This is a genomic window from Marinobacterium sp. MBR-109, assembly GCF_040547565.1.
Classification (GTDB): Bacteria; Pseudomonadota; Gammaproteobacteria; order Pseudomonadales; family Balneatricaceae; genus Marinobacterium.
The window spans coordinates 23725-46487 of sequence record NZ_JBEPPZ010000003.1; the positions used below are offsets into that span (position 1 = coordinate 23725).

Annotated in this window: 26 protein-coding genes; 16 read left to right on the forward strand and 10 right to left on the reverse strand. The window is 59.0% G+C overall.

Going from position 1 to position 22763, the window contains the following annotated elements; all coding sequences use genetic code 11:
• The first annotated feature begins 18 nt into the window (after nucleotides 1-18).
• Genes ABIE60_RS05020 through ABIE60_RS05030 form a run of 3 tightly spaced genes read left to right on the forward strand, consistent with a single transcriptional unit; the run spans nucleotide 19 to nucleotide 3534 of the window.
• Nucleotides 19-939 carry a hydrogen peroxide-inducible genes activator gene (locus ABIE60_RS05020; protein ID WP_354468250.1) on the forward strand — a complete coding sequence of 307 codons (921 nt, stop codon included), beginning with the start codon at nucleotides 19-21 and terminating at the stop codon, nucleotides 937-939.
• Nucleotides 936-3011, forward strand: coding sequence for an ATP-dependent DNA helicase RecG (gene recG / locus ABIE60_RS05025; protein WP_354468252.1), 2076 nt, complete (start codon nucleotides 936-938; stop codon nucleotides 3009-3011). Before ABIE60_RS05020 ends, recG begins: the two co-directional genes overlap by 4 nt.
• Nucleotides 2998-3534: a DUF501 domain-containing protein gene (locus ABIE60_RS05030; RefSeq protein WP_354468254.1), complete on the forward strand. Its 537-nt coding sequence runs from the start codon at nucleotides 2998-3000 to the stop codon at nucleotides 3532-3534. The genes recG and ABIE60_RS05030 overlap by 14 nt, the downstream gene beginning before the upstream one ends.
• A gap of 44 nt (nucleotides 3535-3578) precedes the next feature.
• Here ABIE60_RS05030 and ABIE60_RS05035 read toward each other — a convergent pair whose 3' ends face one another.
• Nucleotides 3579-3827: a YfhL family 4Fe-4S dicluster ferredoxin gene (locus tag ABIE60_RS05035; RefSeq protein ID WP_354468256.1), complete on the reverse strand. Its 249-nt coding sequence runs from the start codon at nucleotides 3825-3827 to the stop codon at nucleotides 3579-3581.
• Nucleotides 3828-3859: 32 nt separating this feature from the next.
• Nucleotides 3860-4342 (reverse strand): pantetheine-phosphate adenylyltransferase, encoded by a 483-nt coding sequence (coaD, locus tag ABIE60_RS05040; RefSeq protein ID WP_354468638.1) that lies wholly within the window; start codon nucleotides 4340-4342, stop codon nucleotides 3860-3862.
• A 274-nt stretch (nucleotides 4343-4616) separates the two neighbouring features.
• Here coaD and ABIE60_RS05045 point away from each other — a divergent pair, with 274 nt between their 5' ends.
• Nucleotides 4617-5234 (forward strand): TetR family transcriptional regulator, encoded by a 618-nt coding sequence (locus ABIE60_RS05045; RefSeq protein ID WP_354468258.1) that lies wholly within the window; start codon nucleotides 4617-4619, stop codon nucleotides 5232-5234.
• Here the strand turns inward: ABIE60_RS05045 and rsmD are convergent.
• Entirely contained in the window at nucleotides 5208-5825 is a 618-nt protein-coding gene (gene rsmD / locus ABIE60_RS05050) for a 16S rRNA (guanine(966)-N(2))-methyltransferase RsmD (RefSeq protein WP_354468259.1), read from the reverse strand. The two genes, ABIE60_RS05045 and rsmD, sit on opposite strands and share 27 nt — an antisense overlap.
• Before the next feature lie 18 nt (nucleotides 5826-5843).
• Nucleotides 5844-7043 (reverse strand): hypothetical protein, encoded by a 1200-nt coding sequence (locus ABIE60_RS05055; RefSeq protein WP_354468260.1) that lies wholly within the window; start codon nucleotides 7041-7043, stop codon nucleotides 5844-5846.
• Nucleotides 7044-7479: 436 nt separating this feature from the next.
• Between ABIE60_RS05055 and ftsY the strand changes: the two genes are divergently transcribed.
• From ftsY to ABIE60_RS05100, 9 genes are all read left to right on the forward strand, one after another.
• Nucleotides 7480-8799: a signal recognition particle-docking protein FtsY gene (gene ftsY, locus ABIE60_RS05060; protein ID WP_502914944.1), complete on the forward strand. Its 1320-nt coding sequence runs from the start codon at nucleotides 7480-7482 to the stop codon at nucleotides 8797-8799.
• A gap of 9 nt (nucleotides 8800-8808) precedes the next feature.
• The gene (ftsE, locus tag ABIE60_RS05065; protein WP_354468261.1) at nucleotides 8809-9474 is read left to right on the forward strand and encodes a cell division ATP-binding protein FtsE; all 666 of its coding nucleotides are present in this window, start codon (nucleotides 8809-8811) and stop codon (nucleotides 9472-9474) included.
• Nucleotides 9467-10456: a permease-like cell division protein FtsX gene (ftsX, locus tag ABIE60_RS05070; RefSeq protein ID WP_354468262.1), complete on the forward strand. Its 990-nt coding sequence runs from the start codon at nucleotides 9467-9469 to the stop codon at nucleotides 10454-10456. The genes ftsE and ftsX overlap by 8 nt, the downstream gene beginning before the upstream one ends.
• A gap of 174 nt (nucleotides 10457-10630) precedes the next feature.
• The gene (rpoH, locus tag ABIE60_RS05075) at nucleotides 10631-11488 is read left to right on the forward strand and encodes an RNA polymerase sigma factor RpoH (RefSeq protein WP_354468263.1); all 858 of its coding nucleotides are present in this window, start codon (nucleotides 10631-10633) and stop codon (nucleotides 11486-11488) included.
• Nucleotides 11489-11587: 99 nt separating this feature from the next.
• Nucleotides 11588-11989, forward strand: coding sequence for a DUF423 domain-containing protein (locus tag ABIE60_RS05080; RefSeq protein ID WP_354468264.1), 402 nt, complete (start codon nucleotides 11588-11590; stop codon nucleotides 11987-11989).
• Nucleotides 11967-12167, forward strand: a complete 201-nt coding sequence (gene thiS / locus ABIE60_RS05085; protein WP_354468265.1) for a sulfur carrier protein ThiS — start codon at nucleotides 11967-11969, stop codon at nucleotides 12165-12167. The genes ABIE60_RS05080 and thiS overlap by 23 nt, the downstream gene beginning before the upstream one ends.
• A 56-nt stretch (nucleotides 12168-12223) precedes the next feature.
• A complete protein-coding gene (locus ABIE60_RS05090; protein WP_354468266.1) occupies nucleotides 12224-13021 on the forward strand; it encodes a thiazole synthase in 798 nt (265 codons plus the stop codon).
• A gap of 47 nt (nucleotides 13022-13068) precedes the next feature.
• Complete coding sequence (trmB, locus tag ABIE60_RS05095) at nucleotides 13069-13761, forward strand: tRNA (guanosine(46)-N7)-methyltransferase TrmB (protein ID WP_354468267.1); 693 nt, start codon at nucleotides 13069-13071, stop codon at nucleotides 13759-13761.
• Between the two features lie 21 nt (nucleotides 13762-13782).
• Nucleotides 13783-14220: a GlcG/HbpS family heme-binding protein gene (locus tag ABIE60_RS05100; protein ID WP_354468268.1), complete on the forward strand. Its 438-nt coding sequence runs from the start codon at nucleotides 13783-13785 to the stop codon at nucleotides 14218-14220.
• 30 nt (nucleotides 14221-14250) lie between these two features.
• Here the strand turns inward: ABIE60_RS05100 and ABIE60_RS05105 are convergent, their stop codons facing one another.
• Nucleotides 14251-14715, reverse strand: a complete 465-nt coding sequence (locus ABIE60_RS05105; protein ID WP_354468269.1) for a Spy/CpxP family protein refolding chaperone — start codon at nucleotides 14713-14715, stop codon at nucleotides 14251-14253.
• A 137-nt stretch (nucleotides 14716-14852) separates the two neighbouring features.
• Between ABIE60_RS05105 and ABIE60_RS05110 the strand changes: the two genes are divergently transcribed.
• The gene (locus tag ABIE60_RS05110; protein ID WP_354468270.1) at nucleotides 14853-15563 is read left to right on the forward strand and encodes a response regulator transcription factor; all 711 of its coding nucleotides are present in this window, start codon (nucleotides 14853-14855) and stop codon (nucleotides 15561-15563) included.
• Nucleotides 15560-16900, forward strand: a complete 1341-nt coding sequence (locus ABIE60_RS05115; protein WP_354468271.1) for a sensor histidine kinase — start codon at nucleotides 15560-15562, stop codon at nucleotides 16898-16900. Before ABIE60_RS05110 ends, ABIE60_RS05115 begins: the two co-directional genes overlap by 4 nt.
• On the opposite strand, the gene astA is transcribed toward ABIE60_RS05115, so the two are convergent.
• Nucleotides 16866-17909, reverse strand: a complete 1044-nt coding sequence (astA, locus tag ABIE60_RS05120; protein WP_354468273.1) for an arginine N-succinyltransferase — start codon at nucleotides 17907-17909, stop codon at nucleotides 16866-16868. The genes ABIE60_RS05115 and astA overlap by 35 nt on opposite strands.
• A gap of 126 nt (nucleotides 17910-18035) precedes the next feature.
• Here astA and ABIE60_RS05125 point away from each other — a divergent pair, with 126 nt between their 5' ends.
• Entirely contained in the window at nucleotides 18036-18188 is a 153-nt protein-coding gene (locus tag ABIE60_RS05125) for an entericidin A/B family lipoprotein (RefSeq protein ID WP_354468274.1), read from the forward strand.
• Nucleotides 18189-18206: 18 nt separating this feature from the next.
• On the opposite strand, the gene ABIE60_RS05130 is transcribed toward ABIE60_RS05125, so the two are convergent.
• The 4 genes from ABIE60_RS05130 to glnK (ABIE60_RS05145) form a co-directional block, all read right to left on the reverse strand.
• Nucleotides 18207-20249 (reverse strand): putative bifunctional diguanylate cyclase/phosphodiesterase, encoded by a 2043-nt coding sequence (locus tag ABIE60_RS05130; RefSeq protein ID WP_354468275.1) that lies wholly within the window; start codon nucleotides 20247-20249, stop codon nucleotides 18207-18209.
• Between the two features lie 174 nt (nucleotides 20250-20423).
• Nucleotides 20424-20762, reverse strand: coding sequence for a P-II family nitrogen regulator (glnK, locus tag ABIE60_RS05135; RefSeq protein WP_091826224.1), 339 nt, complete (start codon nucleotides 20760-20762; stop codon nucleotides 20424-20426).
• Between the two features lie 159 nt (nucleotides 20763-20921).
• Entirely contained in the window at nucleotides 20922-22196 is a 1275-nt protein-coding gene (locus ABIE60_RS05140; RefSeq protein WP_354468276.1) for an ammonium transporter AmtB, read from the reverse strand.
• A gap of 46 nt (nucleotides 22197-22242) precedes the next feature.
• Nucleotides 22243-22581 carry a P-II family nitrogen regulator gene (gene glnK / locus ABIE60_RS05145; protein ID WP_091826128.1) on the reverse strand — a complete coding sequence of 113 codons (339 nt, stop codon included), beginning with the start codon at nucleotides 22579-22581 and terminating at the stop codon, nucleotides 22243-22245.
• Between the last annotated feature and the right edge of the window lie 182 nt (nucleotides 22582-22763).

The following is a 22763-nucleotide window of genomic DNA, read 5'->3' on the forward strand; positions in this document are numbered from 1 at the left end:
TAACAGAGGTACGCGCCGATGACGCTGACGGAGCTTCGATATATTGTCACCCTGGCCCAGGAGCAGCATTTCGGCCATGCCGCCGAGCGCTGTTTTGTCAGCCAGCCGACACTGTCGATTGCGGTCAAGAAGCTGGAAGAGGAGCTGGGAGTCGCTCTGTTCGAGCGCAGCAAGAACGCGGTACGTGTGACCCCTGTGGGTGAAAAGGTGGTGCGCCAGGCGCAAACCGTACTGGAGCAGGCCGAAGCCGTGCGCGAGCTGGCACGGGAGGGCAAGGATCAGCTGGCTAGCCCCTTGCGCATCGGTGCCATCTACACCATTGGCCCCTATCTGTTCCCGCAGCTGATCCCGCAGATTCAGCGGTTGGCACCCAATATGCCGCTGTACATCGAAGAGAATTTCACCGAAAACCTGCGCACTAAGATTCGTAACGGCGAGCTGGATGCGATCATTATCGCGCTGCCGTTTCATGAGTCGGATGTGCTGACGCGTCCGCTCTATGATGAGCCCTTCATGATGGTGATGCCCAAGGGGCACGAGCTGGCACAGCAGCAGGAGATCGACTCTCGGCAGATGAACGAAATTCGCATGCTGCTGCTGGGCGAAGGACACTGCTTCCGTGATCAGGTGCTCGAAGCCTGCCCGACGCTTAACCAGTCCTTCCATGATCAGCATACGGTCACCGAAGGCAGCTCGCTGGAAACGATTCGCATGATGGTTGCATCAGGGCTGGGGACCAGCGTATTGCCGCTGTCTGCAATCGAGAACCATCCCACCACCGAACTGATCGAGGTTCGCCCCTTCAAGCAACCTCAGCCCATGCGCACGGTAGCGGTAGCCTGGCGCGCCAGTTTCCCGCGGCCTCAGGCGATCGATGTATTGGTAGAGGCAATCAACCATTGCAGCGTCAAGGTCAGCAAGGACAAGGGTAAAGCGTGAGTGTGACAGGCGGTGTGCCGGTTACTGAGCTGAAGGGCGTCGGCACCGCACTGGAGTTGAAACTGGAGCGGTTGGGCATCCGTACGGTGCAGGACCTGATTCTGCACTTGCCCAGTCGCTATCAGGATCGTACCCGCATTCTGCCGATCGGTTCATTGCGTCCCGGTGACGAGGGCGTGGTGGAAGGCACGATTCGTGCCTCCGATGTGGTGCAGGGGCGTCGCCGCAGTTTGTTGTGTCGGCTGCAGGATGGTACCGGCACATTGACCCTGCGTTTTTTTCATTTCAATGCGGCGCAGAAAAACAGCCTGTCGACAGGCAAACGACTGCTCTGCTTTGGTGAGGCCCGTCCCGGCCCCGCCGGGCTGGAAATGGTACACCCGGAATACAAGCTGCAAAAGACCGAAGCTGCGGCGGTGATGGCCGAGAGCCTGACACCGGTATATCCACTGACCGAAGGCATGACCCAGAACCGCATCCGCTCATTGATAACATTGGCTTTGGAATGGATGGACAGGGAAGGGCTTGATGATCTGTTGCCGGATACCCTGCGCCAGCGCTGGCAGTTGCCTGACCTGCAGCACTCGATTCGTTACCTGCACCATCCGCCGGTGGATGCAAATCAGACATTGCTTCTGGAAGGTAAGCATCCGGCACAGCGTCGACTGGCCCTGGAAGAACTGTTGGCGCACCACCTTTCGCTACAGAAAATCCGCCTGCAGGTGCAGCAGCAGGGGGCTCCACAGCTGCGCGCCAGCGGTGAGCTGAGTCGCCCCTTTCTTGACCAGCTGCCGTTTTCACTCACAGCCGCGCAGCTGAGAGTGGCCCGTGAGGTTGCCCGCGATCTGCAAAAACCGATTCCCATGCTGCGACTGGTGCAGGGGGATGTGGGCTCCGGCAAGACCGTCGTGGCCGTGCTGGCGGCACTCCAGGCGGTGGAAAACGGCCTGCAGGCGGCGGTGATGGCTCCCACCGAAATTCTGGCCGAGCAGCATCATCTCAATTTCAGCAGTTGGCTGGAGCCTCTTGGAATCAGGGTGGCTTGGCTGGCAGGCAAGGTAAAAGGCAAGGCGCGCACGGCGCAGCTGGCGGCCATCCGCAGTGGTGAAGCACAGATTACCGTCGGCACCCACGCCCTGTTTCAGGAAGAGGTGGTGTTTGCCGATCTGGGGGTAGTTGTGATCGATGAGCAGCACCGTTTCGGCGTGCACCAGCGGCTCAGCCTGCGTGAAAAGGGTCGTAACGGTGAGCGCAGTCCGCATCAGCTGATCATGACGGCTACGCCCATTCCACGGACTCTGACCATGAGCGCCTATGCCGATCTGGATTGCTCCATCATCGATGAGCTGCCACCGGGGCGCACACCGGTGCAGACCGTTGTGATTGCCGACTCGCGCCGGGATCAGGTGGTCGAACGGGTGCGTCAGGCCTGTGAAGAGGGGCGGCAGGCCTACTGGGTCTGCACGCTGATTGAAGAGTCGGAGGCGCTTCAGTGTCAGGCGGCGGAGGTGGCGGCCGAGAGCCTGAAGCAAGCCCTGCCACAGCTGCGCATCGGTCTGGTACATGGCCGCATGAAGCCGGCCGAGAAGGCCGATATCATGGCACGTTTCAAGGCTGCGGAGCTGGATCTGCTGGTGGCGACCACCGTGATTGAGGTCGGGGTGGATGTACCCAACGCCAGCCTGATGATCATCGAAAACCCTGAACGGCTGGGGCTGGCGCAGCTGCACCAGCTGCGTGGGCGGGTGGGGCGCGGCAGTGTCGAAAGCTTCTGTGTCCTGATGTACCATGCGCCGCTGTCGAAACAGGGGCGTGAGCGGCTGGCCGTGATGCGTGAAACCACTGATGGTTTTCGCATTGCCGAAAAGGATCTGGAGCTGCGCGGGCCCGGCGAAGTGCTGGGTACGCGGCAGACCGGCATGATGCAGTTTCGCATCGCGGACCTGCAGCGCGACGCCGACCTGTTGCCCAAAATACACCAGCTGGCAGCTGATCTGGAACAGCTGCCAGCACTGAATGAAAGCCTGATCCGGCGCTGGCTGGGCAGCGGAGAAGACTATGCACAGGTTTGATACCACCCGAACGCAACCCACCCCGGAACAGCTGCTGCTGATTGAACGCCAGATCGGACGCACACCGCGTGGGATCGAGGCGATCGCCTGCCAGACAGAAGAGGGTATTCCACTTGTATTGCAGATGCGCAGCCTGTTGGGGGATACGCCCTTTCCTACGCTCTACTGGCTCAGCTCAAAGGACCTGGATGTGGCGATCAGTCGTATTGAGGCGAACGGTTGGGTCAAGCAGATCGAGGAAGAGCTGCAGCAGAATGAAGCGCTGCGCGAGGCATTTTACGCCCAGCAGCAGCGCTATGTGGAACGTCGGCAGGCGTTGATGCGACCGGAAGATCGGGCGCGCATAGAAGAAAAGGGGCTTGCCGAGCTGTATACCCGTTATGGCATTGGTGGTATTGCACAGTGGGACAAGGTTCGCTGCCTGCACATGCAGTATGCACACTGGCTGGCGGAAGGGGACAACGTAATCGGCGAGAGGCTGGAGCAGGAGTTTGAACTCAGCCGGACCGAAATCCGGCTGTAAAAAACGCTGCGGGCGTGTATGCGTACCACGCCCGCCACCTGACCTCAGTTGCCGGTCAGCTTGTGGTACTTGTCCATCAGCATCTCTTCGGTTTCGACGTGATCCGGGTCTTTCGGGATACAGTCAACCGGACATACCTCAACACACTGCGGCGTATCATAGTGACCGACACACTCGGTGCACTTGTTGGGGTCAATCTCGTAAATCTCATCTCCCGGAGAGATTGCCTCATTGGGGCATTCCGGCTCGCATACATCACAGTTGATGCATTCGTCAGTAATCATCAATGCCATGACTGGCTACCTCACTCGCTCTGACAGGTTCGTTATTTCTGGCTCAGGTGCTGCCTCAGTGCACTGGCAACCGCCGGGTGTACGAACTGATCCACATCGCCACCCAGTGCCGCAATCTCGCGGATCAAGGTAGAGGAGATGTAGGACAGGTGCTCCGCCGGTGTCAGGAACAGGCTTTCTGCCTGAGGGGCCAGCTTGCGGTTCATGTTGGCCAGCTGAAACTCGTATTCGAAGTCGGACACGGCTCGCAGTCCGCGCAGGATAATGTTGGCCTGTTGATCGCGGACCAGGTTTGCCAGCAGACAGTCGAAGCCGATCACCTCCACATTGGGCAGGTGGGACAACGCGGTTTTGGCCAGTTCAACCCGCTCATCCAGAGACAGCAACGGTTTTTTCTTGGGGCTGGCGGCAACTGCCACTACAACCCGGTCAAACAGACGCGAAGCACGGCCGACCAGATCGGAGTGGCCGTTTGTGATCGGGTCGAAGGTGCCTGGGTAGATCGCCGTATTCATTTCGGTTGCTGACCTTTGCATCATGTGGCAACACTGTTCGAGCGGATGTTAGCCCAATTGCCGGGGGGGCACAAATAGATTAGAGGAATGAAAGATAATAAAAAGGTTATTAGAAATTACCTTTTTATTTTTAAGGGTTATATGTATTCATGTCAATTATGACGCTTTTGTTAAACGAGCCGTAACCTGCTTGCGTGCGGATACGACTACACTTAGGTTAGTTTGTTATCCATACTCACTCAAATGTAAAAGCGGCAGGGAGCGGTTCAACACCATGGCCAGGCGTACACGGGAAGAAGCGGAGCAGACACGGCAACTGCTGTTGGTTACGGGGCTGAGGCTGTTCAGTGAGCAGGGGATTGAAGCCACGACCCTGAAGCAGATCGCACAGGTAGCGGGCGTTACCCACGGAGCCCTGTACTGGCACTTCCGCAACCGAGCTGATCTGCTGCAGCAGATCCACCATGGCTGGATGCTGCCATTCGAGCCGGTCTGGCTGGAGCAGTGTCAGGCGGTACAGCAGGATGCACTGGCTGCGCTGAAGCTTTACCTGCTCGGCGTGCTGGACGGATTTGAGCGAGACCCCGAGGCATGTGCCCTGTATCGAGTGTTCTATCAACCTGCAGTGCTGTGCCATGACCTGCAGCCGTTGTCCGACTCACTGGAGCAGAACCGTGCACTCTGGCTGGATCAGTTGCGCCGATTCCTGAAGCAGGCGCGCAAGCAGAAGCAGCTCAGGAAAAAGCCTGATCCAGTCGAGCTGGCCTTCACTCTGCAGCAGGCTCTTAACGGCCTGCTGCATGAGTGGTTGAGAACCAATCGCAGCTTTGGCCTCAAGGCGCAGGGAGAGCGGCTGGTTGAGCTGTTATTCGCTGGGTTGCCTTACAAATAGACGATAGGCGACCTGACCGGCGGTTTTTTCCCGGTGAAGGGTCCAGTTGGCCGGCAATGTATCCAGTGTCAGCGAATGTTCGGTCTCGATATAGATCATCGCTTCTTCACGCAACAGGTTGCGACGCTCCAGCATTTCGCAGATCGGTGCAGCCAGTCCCTTGTGAAAAGGCGGGTCCATGAATACCAGATCGTAGCGTGCTTCCTGATCCGGCTGGCGGTTATCGAGCCAGTCGAGGGCCGAGGCGGCGATGATCTCGGCGTTCTGTGCCTTGAGCAGGTTGATATTACTTCTGAGTTGACTCACCACTTCTGAAGCCTGATCCACGAAGGTCACCGAGGCGGCGCCTCGAGACAGAGCCTCGATACCCAGAGCACCACTGCCGCTGAACAGGTCCAAACATCGAGCCCCCGGCAGGTAACTTTGCAGCCAGTTGAACAGGGTTTCTCTGACCCGGTCCGGTGTTGGCCTCAGGCCCTCGATTTCAGGAAAGCTCAGCTTGCGTCCGCGCCATTCACCGCCAATGATTCGCACCGTGGAGGTCTCGGCGGCTTTGGGTTTTTGTGGGCGGTGGTTGTTGCGGCGCGGCATGGGCAGAGTCCTTGATACTTAGTGCGGCAAAGAAAGGGTGTGATAGTAATCAGACAGCAGCTGTGACTGCAACCACTGCTGCATGGCGGACAACTCCAGTGCTTCCAGCTGTGCGGGCAAGCGCTGCAGGCTGTCCGGAGGCAGTTGATACAGGGCCAGCAGATCCATCCATTGTTGCCGACCGGTATCGCCTTCCAGCTGTGTCAGCAGAGCCTGGCGCGCTGTTTCCACATTTTCCGGCTGTAACTGCTGTGGCAGCCAGGCAGGGATCTCGGGCCACTGTTCGCCTTGCAGCAACAGTGACGCAAGTCCACCGCCTTGAGTCGCTTCCCAGCGCAGGCTGTAACCGGTCTGATGAGCGGGTGCGTCTGCCAGGCGCTGTTTCAGCCAGTGTGAAAGTGGTTGTACTACCAGCTCGCGGCCCAGCAACAATTGTGCAAAATCCTGTGCTGAATGGACCTGCGGCAGAGTCCAGCGGTGCAGCTGCAGCTGGGCGTCTGCGGTGGGCGTAACCGGTAGCGGCTTCAGGCTCAGCATCAGATTTTCTGATGGTGCTGGTGATGGTGCCGGGTCGAATATGACGGGCCCCAATGACTGGGGTTCAGGCCCTGTCAGGGTTATTCGCCAGCCTGACGGCTGCAGCTGCCGTGCATAATCAGCCAGCGGATCCAGCGAAGGGTGCTCATTGCTTGAAGGTGGACTGGTCAGCCAAACCTCTGCATTCTGCCGCATCATGTACTGCTCGGCCTGAGTACGCTGCAACAGCGCCGACCAGTCTACCCTGGGGGGTGTTTGCAGCTGCAGCAGCAGTTGTCGCACGTCATTATCGGCAAAGGGCCTGTCGCTTTTCAGCTGCAGCAGCCGGTAGCCGGTATTCGCCTGCACCTGCACCTCCCAGCCCTGAGCGGACAGCCAGTCACCCAGTTCATCCGTTTTTTGCAGGCGCATGATCCAGGCCTGTGTGATCAGGCGCTGCCGCAGCTGGATACTGGCGTCGAGTGCGGGTGGGTGCGGAGCGATCAGGTGCAGGCGAAACAGTGACTGCTGCGGGATCACCTGCTGATAGATACGTCGATCCGAGTCGGCACTGATGACAGCTTCCGGTTGTGATTCTGGTCCCAGCAGGGACAGCAACAGGATAACAACCGGCAGTACCCAGATCAGCAGTCGCAGCTGGCCCCGGCTTAACAGGGTCGGGCGGCGAGATTTGCTTTCCATCATGCAACTCCGGGTTTGTCAGCGTTGGCTCTGTGCTAAGATAGCCAGCCTTGTTGATTCGTTTCATTCATGCCCGTCAGACGGGCTGTTACGGTGGATATTACAGACTATGGAAGCGCTCTACACCTGGATGGCCGATCGCGGTCTTGACCCTGCCACTTTGCCCTGGATTGCCGGGGTTGTTCTGGTCGTTCTGGTACTGGTGATTGCACAGGTATCAAAACGCCGGGCGCAACGGCTGGAACAGCCGAAAACGCAGGCAGAGGCTCAGCCCAGTGTTGAAGAGAGCCGAGCTGCTGAAGCTACCGAAACGGCGCATGCCGAGGAGCGTGCGGCCGAAGCGGCTGAACAGCTGGCTGCAAAAGAAGCTGAGCAGCAGGCGGAAGAAGTTGGGCGTCAAAAAGCCGAACAGCAGGCGGCAACAGAGCAGGCGCGCCTGATTGAAGAGCAAGCGGCAACCGAGCGAAAGGCACAGGCCGATGCCGAGGCAGCCGCAGAAGCTGAGCGCCAGGCAGCCGAGAAGGCCGAAGCGGAAGCCAGGCGGCAGGCGGAGCAGGCTGCTGCAGAGGTGGCGCGCAAGGCAGAAGAAGAGGCCGCGTTACAGGCACAGGAAGCTGTACGCCGGAAAGAAGCTGAAGCGGTGGCCCGTCAGGCGGAAGAGGCTGCCCGGAAGGCTGCAGAAGCCGCCGCTGAGGCTGAGCGTCAGGCGGCAGCTGAACTGGCCGCGCAGGCGGAAAGGCAGGCTGAGGAAGAACGTGAGGCTGCTGCAGCTGAAAAGGCCGAACAGGAGCGCAAGGCTGCCGAGGCTGCAAAGCTGGCTGCAGAAGCACCCGAGCAGCAGAAAAAGCGCCTGTTTGATCGTATCAAGACCGGTCTGAGCCGTACCAAGGCGAACTTGACCGAGCAGCTGGGTGACCTGTTTCTCGGCGCCAAGGAGATTGATGACGACCTGCTCGAAGAGATCGAAACCACCCTGCTGATGGCCGACATCGGTGTTGAGGCCACCACCGAGATTATCGAACGCTTGACCGATCGTGTCGAGCGTAAACAGCTGAAAGATGCCGAAGCCCTGAAAGACGCGCTCAAGCAGGAGCTGGGCGACCTGCTTGGTGGTGTTGAACATCCATTGCATCTGCCAGAGAAAAAACCGGCTGTCATCCTGATGGTTGGCGTCAACGGCGTAGGCAAGACCACCACCATCGGCAAGCTGGCGAAAAAATATCAAACTGAAGGCAAGTCGGTGATGCTGGCCGCGGGCGATACCTTCCGTGCCGCTGCGGTGGAGCAGTTGCAGGTATGGGGTGAGCGCAACAATGTGCCCGTGGTCGCTCAGCACACCGGTGCCGATTCCGCGTCAGTGATCTTTGATGCGCTGCAGTCCGCTCAGTCCAAGGGGGTCGATGTGCTGATCGCGGATACGGCCGGTCGACTGCAAAACAAGGATAACCTGATGCAGGAGCTGCAGAAGGTGGTACGCGTCATGCAGAAACTCGATCCTGATGCGCCGCACGAAGTGATGCTGGTGCTGGATGCGGGTACCGGTCAGAACGCCATCAGCCAGGCGAAGCAGTTCAAGGAGTCGGTGGGCGTGACCGGCATCACGCTGACCAAACTTGATGGTACAGCCAAGGGCGGCATCATCTTCGCCATTGCCAAGCAGTTTGGCCTGCCGATCCGGTTTATTGGCGTGGGTGAGCAGGTCGATGATCTGCGCCCGTTTGAAGCGGACGAATTCGTACACGCTCTGTTCGATTGAGGCCTCGCGATGGCAGCTATCCGGTTCAGTAACGTCTCCAAGCGCTATGCCAGTGGCCAGGACGCACTGCTCAATCTGGACTTCGAACTGGAATCCGGCGAAATGGCGTTTCTCACCGGGCACTCGGGGGCGGGCAAAAGCACCCTGCTGAGGCTGATCATGCTGATGGAGCGGCCCAGTCGAGGTCAGGTCTGGGTGGGACAGCAGGATCTGTCCCGGCTGCACCGCTCGCAGATTCCCCATCTGCGTCGCCAGATCGGTGTGGTATTCCAGAATCACCAACTGCTGTTCGACCGCTCAATCTTCGACAATGTGGCATTGCCATTGCAGATCAGCGGTTATGACCCGGCCGATGCCGCCCGTCGTGTCAGGGCGGCACTGGACAAGGTTGGGCTGCTGGCGCGGGAAAAGCACAATCCGATCACGCTTTCGACCGGTGAGCAGCAGCGGGTGGGCATCGCCCGTGCCATCGTGCACAAGCCTCGATTGCTGCTGGCGGATGAGCCCACCGGTAACCTGGACCCGCAACTGTCGGAAGATATCATGCGGCTGTTTGGCCAGTTCAATCAGGTGGGAACGACTGTACTGATTGCCAGTCACGACCTGTCACTGATCAACCGGATGAAACATCGCATGCTCACACTCAGAAATGGCAGGCTGGTGGCAGATGGCTAGAAAAGAAACACCGGCTCAGCCTCCTCGGCGCGGCGCGCAGCAGCACCGTATACAGTTTGCCGACCGCAGCCGCAGCTGGCGGCGGCATCATGCGCTGGTGGCGCGGCAGGCATTGGTCCGCTTGCGACAGACACCGGTGGCCTCATTGATGACACTGGCGGTGCTGGCGATTGCACTGGCACTGCCGGGGTTTCTGTTTACGGCACTGAGCAACCTGCAGACGCTGACCTCGGGCTGGGACCCGGAGCCGCGCATCGCCCTGTACATGCAGACCGAGCTGAGCGATCAGTCGATCGACAGCTTCAGTCGTGAGCTGCTGTTGCGGGATGATTTGAGCTCGGTCGAGCTGATCAGCCGGGACAAGGGGCTGGAGGATTTCCGCCGTTATACCGCCTTTGCCGATCTGCTGGACTACTTTGATCATAACCCGTTGCCGGCGGTGATCATGGTGACTCCCCTGTCCAGCGATCCGGTCAGGTTGCCGCTGTTGCAGGCTGAGCTGCAGGCGCTGCCAGGTGTGAATGAAGCTCAGCTGGACATGGAGTGGGTGCAGCGGCTCAATGCAATTATTGCCTTGGCCAAACGCGGCAGCTATGTTCTTGGCGGGCTGCTGGCACTGGCGGTGCTGCTGGTGGTGGGCAATACCGTGCGCATGACCATCGAAAGCCGCCGTGATGAGATTATCGTCAGCAAACTGGTCGGGGCGACGGATGCCTGGGTACGTCGGCCTTTCCTGTACAGTGGTTTCTGGTACGGCCTGATCGGTGGTCTGCTGGCCTGGCTGCTGGTGCAGCTGGCGCTATTAATGCTGACCGAGCCGGCGCAGGCCCTTGCTGACCTCTATCTGAACCGGTTTGAGGTCAGCGGGCTGGGGCTGGTGGGTACACTGAGTCTGCTGGCAACGTCGGCCCTGCTGGGGCTGGTCGGCTCCTGGCTGGCGGTTGCACGCCATTTGAACGAGATCGAACCGGGCGAGAGCTGATCCCAGCTCCCTCCCAAGGCAGGCTTGCAGGGGTTGCTCTGTGGGCCGTTTCACGTTAAGTTTTTCGGTCCCCTGTTCGTGGCAGTGGCGCAGTGGAACTTTTGTGGCTATAAAAGGTCACTGTAACGAGCAATCAATCCTTGGGATTAACGTATTTTGCGAGGTCATTCCTTAATGGGCACAAGCTTGCAAGTTATTGAACATCTGTCACCTGGCCGTAATATCGATGCCTATGTTCAGACTGTGAGTGCGATTCCGATCCTCACTGCAGATGAGGAACGGGAGCTGGCAGAACGCCTCCATTACCAGAGCGATCTTGAAGCGGCGCGTCAGCTGGTCATGTCGCATCTGCGCTTTGTCGTACACATTGCACGCAGCTACTCCGGCTACGGCCTGCCGCTGGGCGATCTGGTGCAGGAAGGCAATGTAGGCCTTATGAAGGCCGTGAAACGTTTTGACCCCACCATGGGTGTGCGTCTGGTTTCCTTTGCGGTGCACTGGATCAAGGCCGAGATGCATGAGTTCATCCTGCGCAACTGGCGCATTGTCAAAGTGGCGACCACCAAGGCACAGCGCAAACTGTTCTTTAACCTGCGCTCGCAGAAGAAATCGCTGAGCTGGATGAATAACGAAGAAGTGGATGCCATCGCGGCTGATCTGGGCGTTGATGCCAAGGTTGTACGCCAGATGGAAGGTCGTATGGCTTCCAATGATACCGCCTTTGATGCACTGGCGAGCGAGGACGAAGACAGCCGCTATCTGGCCCCGTCCTCCTACCTGGAAGACCACTCGGCGGACCCTGCCATGCAGCTGGAAGAGTCCAACTGGGAACAGGAATCCCAGCGCCGGCTGATGAGCGCCATGGAAGGGCTGGATGAGCGCAGTCGCAATATTCTGGCTCGACGTTGGCTGGCTGACGAAAAGGCCACCCTGCACGAGCTGGCGGCCGAGTATGGCGTGTCGGCCGAGCGCATCCGTCAGCTGGAAAAAAATGCCATGAAGAAAATTCGCGGTGCGATGCTGGAGGCCTGAGCCCCGGTGTCGTCTCGACCTTAAAGCCGCCGCTGTGCGGCTTTTTTCATTTCAGGCAGGCGGAACTAAACCGTTATAATGCCTGCTCAGGAGAGTCCAATGTCCGCCCGCTTTACACTGACAACAGCTGCAGTACTGGGGGCTGTGGCTGTAGCACTGGGGGCCTTTGCCGCGCATGGCCTGCGCAGTCAGCTGAATGAGCGTCTGCTGGAGGTATTTCAGATCGGTGTGCAGTATCAGTTCTACCATGTGTTCGCACTGTTGCTGGTGGGGCTGCTGTTGCAGCGACGGAACAGCCGAGGTCTGCGCTGGGCCGCTGCGCTGTTCCTGCTGGGCATCCTGATTTTCAGTGGCAGTCTGTATGTGTTGGCATTGAGCGGCGTACACTGGCTGGGTGCCATCACCCCGATTGGCGGCAGCGCCTTCATTGCCGGCTGGCTGGTGCTGGCCTTTTCGGTCTTTCAACAGGGTAAAAACAATGCAGATTCAGGTGAACGGTGAGCCGCTTGAAGTGGCAGAACAGTCAAATCTGAGTGATCTGATCGCTCAACTGGAGCTGAGTGGCAAGCGTATCGCGATCGAGCTGAATCTGGAGATCATTCCGCGCAGCTCACATGCAGATACGCCACTTAAGGCGGGTGATCGGATCGAGATCGTGCACGCGATCGGCGGCGGCTGATGCAATAACCTTGCAACGGCACAGTACATAACCATTTTCATATCAGGGTACAGATGATGTCAGAACTGGAACACAACGATCCGCTGATCATTGCAGGACAATCCTTTAACTCTCGTTTGCTGGTTGGTACCGGCAAATACAAGGATATGGCTGAAACCGGTGCTGCCATCGAAGCCAGTGGTGCCGAGATCGTCACCATGGCCGTACGCCGCACCAATCTGGGCCAGAATCCGGACGAGCCCAACCTGCTCGACGTGATCAGTCCCGAACGCTACACCCTGCTGCCCAATACAGCCGGTTGCTATACCGCTGACGATGCCGTTCGCACCTGCCGTCTGGCCCGCGAGCTGCTGGATGGCCATGATCTGGTCAAGCTGGAAGTGTTGGGTGATCAGAAAACGCTCTACCCCAACATCATCGAAACGGTGAAAGCGGCCGAGACTCTGGTCAAGGACGGCTTCAAGGTGATGGTCTACACGAATGATGATCCGATTGTGGCCAAGCGCCTGGAAGAGATCGGCTGTGTGGCGGTGATGCCGCTGGGCTCGCTGATCGGCTCCGGCCTGGGGATCCAGAACCCGCATAATATCCGTCTGATCATGGAGGAGGCGCGGGTGCCGATCCTGGTCGATGCCGGCATCGGTACACCTTCGGAAGCGGCCATGGCGATGGAGATGGGGTGCGCAGGCGTGCTGGTCAACTCCGCCATTGCCGGTGCGCAGAACCCGGTACTGATGGCAAAAGCGATGCAGAAAGCGGTGCAGGCCGGTCGTGAAGCCCATCTGGCCGTGCGCATGCCGCGTCGAGCCTACGCCAGTGCTTCATCACCGCTGGATGGCGTGATCAGCAACTGATACCGAATCCGGGTGCCCGTTGGGGGCCCGCAACAGACAGATACAAGATGACTGAAGAACAGAAACCACTGCGCCGAGTGCGCAGCTTTGTGGTACGTGCCGGGCGCATGACCGAAGGCCAGCAGCGTTCACTGGATCAAAACTGGCCCCGGTACGGGCTGGAGCTGGCTGGCGGTCGCCTGAACTATGCCGAAGTGTTTGGTCGCGAGGCCCCGGTGGTGCTGGAGATCGGCTTTGGCATGGGGGATTCTCTGATTGAAATGGCGCGCCGGGCTCCGGAAAAGGACTTCATCGGCATTGAGGTGCATCCGCCGGGTGTGGGACGCCTGCTGGCTCGTGCGGCCGAAGAGGGGCTGAGCAATATTCGCGTGTACTGCGATGATGCGATTGAGGTGCTGGAGCGCTGTATCCCCGATGCCAGTCTCGACACACTGCAGCTGTTCTTCCCCGACCCCTGGCCGAAAAAGCGTCACCACAAACGTCGTATTGTACAACCTGAGTTTGCGCAGAAGATCCGTCAGAAGCTGACCATCGGAGGCTGTTTTCACATGGCCACTGACTGGGAAAACTACGCTGAGCACATGATGGAAGTGATGAGTGCAGCGGATGGATATCGCAATGCCGCCGGGGCAGGGCAGTATTCACCTCAGCCGCAGTGGCGTCCGGTCACCAAGTTCCAGAGCCGCGGCGAGCGGCTGGGTCATGGTGTCTGGGATCTGATCTTTGAACGCATCAACTGAGCGCAGAACAGGAAAAGCATGATGAGTGAGAATCTGACCATTAATCGCGCGACACTGGACTATCGTGCGGCATTGAAGGCTGTTGCGGCCGCTGCCGAGCAGGCCGAAGTGCTGGGCGTGAATGTGAGCATTGCGCTGGTAGGGCGTTCCGGCCAGCCGCTGGCGCAGCTGAGCCTGAACGATGCACCGCCGCAGACTTCATTGCTGGCGCTGCGCAAGGCGAGAACATCCGCCGGCTTCAAGGTTCCAAGCAATTTTTTCCGTGACAACAACTCGGATGATGTACATCTGCTGGCGGCACTGGATACCCACCCTGATCTGCTGATGCTGGGTGGCGGTCTGCCGATCATCCTCAATGGCGAATGTGTCGGTGCCGTGGGTGTATCGGGAGCCTCTCAGGCAGAGGACATCGCCTGTGCCGAAGCGGCGCTGGCGATGCTCGGAGCGAACGCCGACTGAGGTCGGCTTCGCCCTCATCAGGGGGGGGGCTTATTCAGCTCCCCGGTCGTGATACCCCTTGCCCTTGTGCCGATCACTCCGATCACGCATCTGCTCCAGTTTCTGCTCCTGCTCCGGGGTCAGAATGTCATACAGTGCTGCCTTGTGATCAGCGCGAGCCTGCATGTGCTGCGCCATCTGCTGCTGTGCCTGCTCAATATGCCGCTGCACCTGGCGGCCATAGTCTTCCGCATTCGGATCCAGCCCTTGCAGCCCGTTGCGTGACATCGCTGAACGTTCCGGTTTGGTCTGCTGCTGCCAAAGGGTTTTGATGGCGGCCTGCTGATCAGGCGTAAGCGCGAGCTTTTCGGTCATTCGCTCAAGCCGTTTTTCCGCCCGCTGCTCCTGCCGACTGTCACGGTCGCAGTTGGCCTTCTGTCCGGCAAACACCGCAGCACTGCTGCCCAGCACCAGAGAGCCGGCGATCAGGCTGGTCATCAAGGAACGTGTTTTCATGCTTGTTCTCCACTTGTTGCATTCAGATGGCTGCAGTATGGCGCCGTAACGGGCAAAGTTGTGTGCCTGAAGCGTAAAGTTGGGTAAAGCTTTTCCGGCTGGTCGGTCGGGGCATTATGATGTCAGCTGGAGGAAGGATGATGCAGTCAAAACAGATATTGCTGGTTGATGATGATGTCGAGCTGTGCGAGCTGCTGGCGGACTACCTGCGCCACGAAGGCTTTGAACTGGAGTCGGTGCATGATGCCGAGGCGGCGCTGGCCAGGCTGGCACAGGGGGGGGCTGATCTGATGGTGCTCGACATCATGATGCCCGGCCAGAGTGGGCTGGAGTTGCTGCAGCAGATGCGGCCACGGTTCAAACTGCCGGTGATCATGCTGACCGGGCGCGGCGATGATATCGACCGCATTGTAGGGCTGGAGATGGGCGCCGATGACTATCTGGCAAAGCCCTGCAATCCGCGTGAGTTGCTGGCACGCATACGGGCTGTTCTGCGGCGCAGCCAGGGCAGCAGCGCGCCGGGCAGCATGCCGCAGCATGTGCTGTTGCTGCAGGGAATCAGCCTGGACCCGGGTCTGCGTGAAGTGCGAATCAATGATGAGCCACTGGAGCTGACCAGCACCGAATTCAATCTGCTGGCGTTGCTGATGCAAAACGCCGGGCAGGTACTGAGCAAGGAACTGCTGACCGAGCGCGTGCTGCACCGAAAACTGACCGCTTATGATCGAGCGATGGATGTGCACGTCAGCCGCATTCGACAGAAACTGGCAACAGCCGTTGGTGAGGAGTGTGATCTGATCAAGACCGTACGCGGGCAGGGGTACCAGTTTGTGCGGGAGGATACGTGACAACTGTACTTCAGCGGCTGCAGTCTGGCCTGTCACGGGCGCTGGGCAAGGGCTGGTATCGGCAGCTGTTCTGGAAAATGTTTCTGGTGATCTGGCTGGTGAGTGCCATCGGCATGACCAGCGTGTTTCTTTACCTCAGTAGCCGGGTGGACTCGGTGCATCGGCTGGAGGTACTGGAAGCCCGTGCCCGGGGGCAGGCGCAGCTGATGCTGGAGCGGTATGAAGAGGAGGATCCGCGCTGGCTGCGGGAGGGGCGGGACCACCACCGTGTGCGGCTGTGGATCTATCCGCAGGGCAGTGATCAGCCGATCACACCCTGGCGGCGTGACCCGCCAGCGGATGCCCATGTTTTCAACCTGACAACGGATGCCGGCGCGGAGTACCGCGTGCATGTGCCGCGCCCTCCCGAGGGAGTCTTCGCTGACCGTTTGCTGGGACGACTGTTTTCGCTGCAGATGGGGCTGATACTGGTGGTCTCCACACTCTCCGGACTGCTGCTGAGTGCGCTGGTGGTGCGACCGATTCGGCAACTGAGCCGACATGTGCGCAATCTGCACCAGCAACAGGATCTGAGCCTCAGGGCCGATGACCGGCTCAGTCGACGCCGTGACGAGCTGGGCGAATTGAGTCGCGAGTTTGATCAGATGGCGGAGTATGTGGAAACGACACTGCTGAACCAGCAACGACTGTTGCAGGACGTATCACATGAGTTGCGTGCACCGCTGGCCCGGCTGCAGGTTGCGGCAGGGCTGGCTGAACAGCGTCTGGGCGATGACAACCCGCTGTCACGGCGCATCAACCGTGAATGTGAGCGACTGAATGGTCTTATTGCGGAAATTGTCGGCTACACTCGACTGCAACAGGCCGGCGGCAGTGCCGATGCAGAGGTGTTCGATGTTGAGCAGCTGTTTGCCGAGCTGGCGGCTGATGTGCGTTTTCGACAGCCTCAACGGTCCGTGCGTGCTGAGGTGCAGCCCCCGCAGATGAGATTGCGCCTGCAGCGCCCCCTGCTGCAGCGGGCCCTGCACAACGGGATTGATAATGCGCTCAGGCACACCCCTGAAATGGCGGCGCTGAATATCAACGCCTGTCTCGAGGAAAATGCGGTCGCAATTCGGTTGCGGGATCGGGGGCCGGGTGTCAGCCCCGAGCTGCTGCCGAAACTGTTTGATCCCTTTGTGCGAGGGAGTGGTGGTCATGGAGAGGGCTATGGACTGGGGATGAGCATTGCCCAGCGTGCCATCATTCAACTGGGCGGGCAGCTGGAGGCACACAACCACCCGGACGGAGGTCTGGAACTGGTTATCCGCCTGCCGCTGAGTGTGCTGGCAAGCTGACCAGTCGCACGGTTTCACCGGCTTCTACCTCCAGGCACGCGGCCAGCTCGGGGGTGATGCGGACGCGGTTCAGGCTGGGATTAAGACGTGCCTGGGTACAACGAAAACCCTGGCAGCGTGTATTGCTGATCAGGTAGTCACGGGCATCCGGGGGCACCGGAGCCGTGTCGATCACCACCTCGGCTCGGCGGCTGCGGCGGATGGCTCGTACTTCATCGGGCCTGGCTGCCAGTGTAGGACCGGCGTCAAAAATATCCACGTAGTTTTCGTAACGGAACCCCTCCGAACGCAGCAGGCGACAGGCAGGTTCCGTGTTGGGGTGTACCCGGCCGATCACTGCCTGAGCCTCGGCAGGCAGCAGGTGGATATAGATCGGGTGCTTCGGCATCAACTCCGCGATCACCACCTTGTTGCCCGAGCCGGTCAGGAAGTCTGCCTGCTGGTACTGCATGGAGAAAAAGTGCTGCCCCAGCCCCTCCCAGAAGGGGTTGCTGTCGTGCTGGTCGGTAAAACCGCGCATCTCGGCAATGATGCGATCGGCAAAGCGTTGCGGGTGCTCGGCCATGAACAGAAAACGGGATCGAGACAATAGCCCGCCACCCCCCTGGCCCCGGTAACCCGGTCGCAGAAACAGTGAACACAGCTCGCTGCTGCCGGTGTAGTCGTTGCACAGATAGAGGGTCTGGAACTCGTTGTGGATGTTGAACTGGTGTGACGCATGCACAATGGTACCAATGTGATAGTGATACCAGGGCGCGTCCAGACCAACAGCTGCGGTGACGCCACAGGTACCGAGCACCTCGCCGGTGTCGGTTTCCTCCATCACGAACAGGTAGGTGACCGGCAGCGGCTTTTTCTCCGGGCTGCGCAGTGCCTCGACCGAGCGTTCGATTTTTTGTGCCAGCAGGTCAGTGTCATTGGGCAACGAGGTGAATCCCGTGCCTGACTCGGTTGCCACGGTCTGCAGCAGCGCATGGTCATCCATGTCGATGGGTCTGATTCTGAGCATCAAGCCTCCAGCGGTATGCCGTTCAGCCTGAGTATAGTCAGGCTGGACACAATGGTCAGGTCCCGGCATGGCGTGAGGATAAAAGCGGGGGTATCATAAACACGGTTTTCTGAAGAGGATTCGGATATGCGCAAGCGATTCTTAGGCATGTTATTCAGTATGCTGCTGGTTCTTACAGGCGCCAGCGGCCTGACCGCGTGCAGTACCATTGAGGGTGCAGGCAAGGACATTGAAAAGGCCGGTTCAGCGATCAAGGACGCCGCACGCAAGTCCCAGTAACTGCCTGGGCTGTCAGACTCAGGGTGACCAGCGCTGCTGCAGTTGGCTGAAGGGCACTGGGCGGCTGAAATAGAAGCCCTGTCCGGTGCGGCAGCCCTGCTGCAGTAGGAACTGTTGCTGCTGTTCGGTCTCGATACCCTCTGCAATCACATCCAGCCCCAGCTGGCGAGCCATCAGGATGATGGTGGAGGTGATGGCCACGTCATCTCGGTCACCGGGAATATCCTGCACGAACGAGCGGTCGATCTTGAGCTGGTTCACTTCAAGCTTTTTCAAATAGTTGAGTGATGAGTAGCCGGTGCCGAAATCGTCCACCGCGATGGTAATACCACGGCGGCGCAGTTGGCGCAGAATATCGTTGATATGGCCGAAATTGTTGACCAACAGGCTTTCGGTAATCTCCAGTTCAAGATAATTCCCGGGCAGACCCGTATCAGCCAGGATCTGGTCGACCTGCAAGATCAGTTCAGAGTCTTCAAACTGCCGTGCCGAGAGGTTCACTGCCATGCGGAAGGGGCGAGTGTATATACGGCGGATGCGCGCGGCGGTCTGGCAAGCCTGCTCCAGTACCCAGCGTCCGATGGGCAGAATCATGCCGGTCTCTTCAGCAATGGGAATGAACTCGTCCGGGGGGATGTTGCCATCGATCGGGTGTTGCCAGCGCAGCAGTGCTTCCATGCCGATGATCTGCCCACTGCCCAGATCAACCTGCGGCTGATAGTGCAGGTGCAGCTCGCCCTGTTCCAGCGCGTGGCGCAGATCATGCTCCAGCGTCAGCGTGCGGCGTGCCTCCGTATTCATGCTGTGATTGAAAAAGGCAAAGGTGTTGCGGCCAGCGCGCTTGGCCCGGTACATGGCCAGATCGGCGTTGCGCAGCAGGCCGCTGTTATCGCAGGCATCGATACCGATCAGGGTGATGCCGATACTGGCACTGGTCTGCAGTTCGTGGGTACCGATATCCATCGGCTGAGACAGCAGGGCGATCATTTCATTGACCCGCTCACGCAGGGTGTCAAGGCTGTCCAGATCATCAAGCAGAATGGAAAATTCGTCGCCGCCAAGGCGGAACACCCGGTCCTGCCCGGGAATGCAGAAGCGCAATCGATTGGCCACGGTTTTCAGCATCAGATCGCCTGCCTCGTGGCCCATGGTGTCGTTGACCTTCTTGAAGTGGTCAAGATCGATCAGCAGCAGGGCACGATACTGCTCTGAGGGCTGTTCCAGCAGCTGGTCAAGATGCTGGCGAAATGCGCGGCGGTTGCCCAGCTCTGTCAGCGGGTCAAAGTAGGCCAGCTGTTCCAGCTGACTCTGGTACTCCTTCAGCTGGGTGATGTCATCCCCCACGGAAACCAGATGCGTAATACAGCCCTTTTCATTGCTGATGGGGGCAATCGATTGCAGCGACCAGTACAGCGAGCCATCCTTGCGTCGGTTGCGCAGGGTGCCGCGCCACTTGCGATTGGCGCCAATGGTGCGCCACAGGTCACGGTAGGTGCTGGGGTCGGTTTCGCCGGAGCGGAGCAGTGCCGGCGTCTGGCCCAGCACTTCCTGCAGGCTGTAGCCGGTGATGTCACAGAAACGGGAATTGACGTACTCGATGCGGCCGCTGATATCGGTAATGACCACGGCACTGCCGCTGTTCTCGACCGCACTGGACAGCTTGCGCAGCTCCAGCTCACGCTGATGATACTGCTGCTCGTCAATGGCCAGAATCAGACAGCCACACACCTTGTCCTGTTCGTCATACAGGACTGACGCGTTGAGTTGCAGAGAGAAGGTATGGTGCTGATGTTGACCGCGGAACTGTGACAGGGAGAAGGCGTGCTGCTGGCCGCTGGCCAGATGGGCCAGATTCTTTTTCAGCAACGCTCCCAGCGGTGCCTGCAGAAACAGTTCCTGTGGCAGTTCACCCTCGGTCTGGTGCAGCAGACGTCGCAGTGTACGATTGCTGTAGTGGCAACGGCCGTCGAGACCCAGCAGGCAGATCCCGGCTGGTGAGTGCTCCAGAGCAGGCAGTAGCTGTGCGACAAGCGCCGAGTTACAAGGTAGCGTGTTGGCCATGACAGGGCGCCATTTGCTGCTGATCCATCAGAATACCCCTACTATGCGTATTAGAAATACATCATGGCAGGAGAAATCGGGGTTGGCAATGTCTTAATTGGTACTGAATGGAGACGATGGAGGGGGGGCAGATTAGTATATTGAACGCCCGACCGGATAGCCGGGCGTTTGCTATCAGAGTGCGTCCGGGCCCGCTTCGCCGGTACGGATGCGGATTACCTGCTCAAGCGGCATGACAAAGATCTTGCCGTCGCCAATCTTGCCGGTGTTGGCGGTTTTGCTGACCGCTTCGATCACCTGATCCAGCATGTCGTCATCGATGGCCACTTCAATCTTGACCTTGGGCAGGAAGTCGACCACGTATTCGGCGCCTCGGTAAAGCTCGGTGTGGCCCTTCTGGCGGCCAAAGCCCTTGACCTCGGTGACAGTCACGCCCTGAATGCCGATATCGGACAGGGCTTCACGAACGTCATCCAGTTTGAACGGCTTGATGACCGCGGTGACGAGTTTCATCATTCAAGTCCTCATGATCTGTGGTAATCCCACGGAGCTCCGGCCGAAAGGTCGGCGGAGAAACCAGTGGCGTCAGTATACCCATAATCAAAAGGCCGCGCATATCGGCGCAGCCTGAAAAACACGCGGGAGGCATGTCTGCCTCCCGGAGTGTTGATCTTACTTCTTGCCACCGGAGAACTCGGGGTAGGCTTCCATGCCGCACTCGGCCAAGTCGACCCCTTCGTACTCTTCCTCTTCGCTGACACGGATGCCCATGATCGCCTTGATGATGAACCATACCACCAGACTGGCGATGAAGACCCAGCCGAAGATGGAAACGATACCCAGCAGCTGTGCACCGTAGCTGGCATCAGCGTTGCTCAGCGGTACCGCCAGCAGACCCCAGATACCGACCACACCGTGAACGGAGATGGCACCGACTGGATCGTCGATACGCAGCTTGTCCAGGGTCACGATGGAGAACACCACCAGTGCACCACCGACCGCACCGATCAGACTGGATGCGAGAGCGGATGGGCTCAAAGGATCAGCCGTGATTGCGACCAGACCTGCCAGTGCACCGTTCAGCGCCATGGTCAGGTCCGCCTTGCGGAACCACAGGCGGGCCAGGATCAGGGCTGCAATCACACCGCCGGCAGCGGCGGCGTTGGTGTTCACGAAGACCTGAGCGACCGCGTTGGCTTCACCCACATCGGACAGCTTCAACTCGGAACCGCCGTTGAAACCGAACCAGCCCAGCCAGAGGATGAATGTACCCAGAGTGGCCAGCGGCAGGTTGGCGCCCGGGATCGCGTTGATCTCGCCATTCTTGCCGTATTTGCCCTTACGCGCGCCCAGTACCAGTACACCGGCCAGTGCAGCGGAAGCACCCGCCATGTGGACGATACCGGAGCCGGCGAAGTCGAAGAAGCCCGCTTCACTCAGGAAACCGCCACCCCAGGTCCAGTAGCCGGACGTCGGGTAGATGAAACCGGTCATGACCACGGCGAAAGCCAGGAAGGCCCACAGCTTCATGCGCTCGGCCACAGCACCGGAGACGATGGACATGGCGGTTGCCACGAACACCACCTGGAAGAAGAAGTCGGAGCGGGCTGAGTAGTAGGGCGCATCATCGCCACCGGCCAGCACCGCATCAACACCGTTCTCACCGCCGATCAGGGCGCCAAGGCTGGGGATGATGCCGCCTTCGTCAGAGCTGTACATCAGGTAGTAGCCACACAGCAGGTACATGGTACAGGCGATGGCATACAGAGCGATGTTCTTGGTCAGGATCTCGGTGGTGTTCTTGGCACGCACCAGACCCGCTTCGAGCATCGCGAAACCGGCCGCCATCCACATCACCAGTGCACCGCACATGAGGAAGTAGAAAGTATCGACCGCATATTTCAGCTGGGTCAGATCCCCGGCTGTCGCATTAAGTAGTTCTTCCATTGTTTTATCCTCCAGAGAGATAAAAAACGTCGATTGTCAGTCAGGTTCAGAGCGCGTCGTGACCGGACTCGCCGGTGCGGATGCGGATCACCTGCTCCAGACTGGTGACGAAGATCTTGCCGTCACCGATCTTGCCGGTTTGGGCAGCCTTGGAGATCGCCTCAAGTACCTGATCGACAATATCATCCGCCACGGCTGCATCAATGCGAACTTTGGGCAGGAAGTCGACCACATACTCGGCTCCGCGGTAGAGTTCGGTATGACCTTTCTGACGGCCGAAGCCTTTCACTTCGGTGACGGTAATGCCCTGCACACCGATTTCCGAAAGTGCTTCACGAACATCATCGAGCTTGAACGGTTTGATGATGGCTGAGATCAGTTTCATTGTTTGGGTCCTCTTCTCAGTACTCATAAGGCCTGCGTCCTCGGGAGCGGGTTGTCAGGCCGTGTGCACTGACTAAGCGAAGCTTGTGCCAATTTGTTTTTATCTTTTTAAAACAGTAGGTTGTGATTTTTGTTGATGGCAGAGTGGGTATTTGGCGAATGATATGCGGGTGATACGGGCCG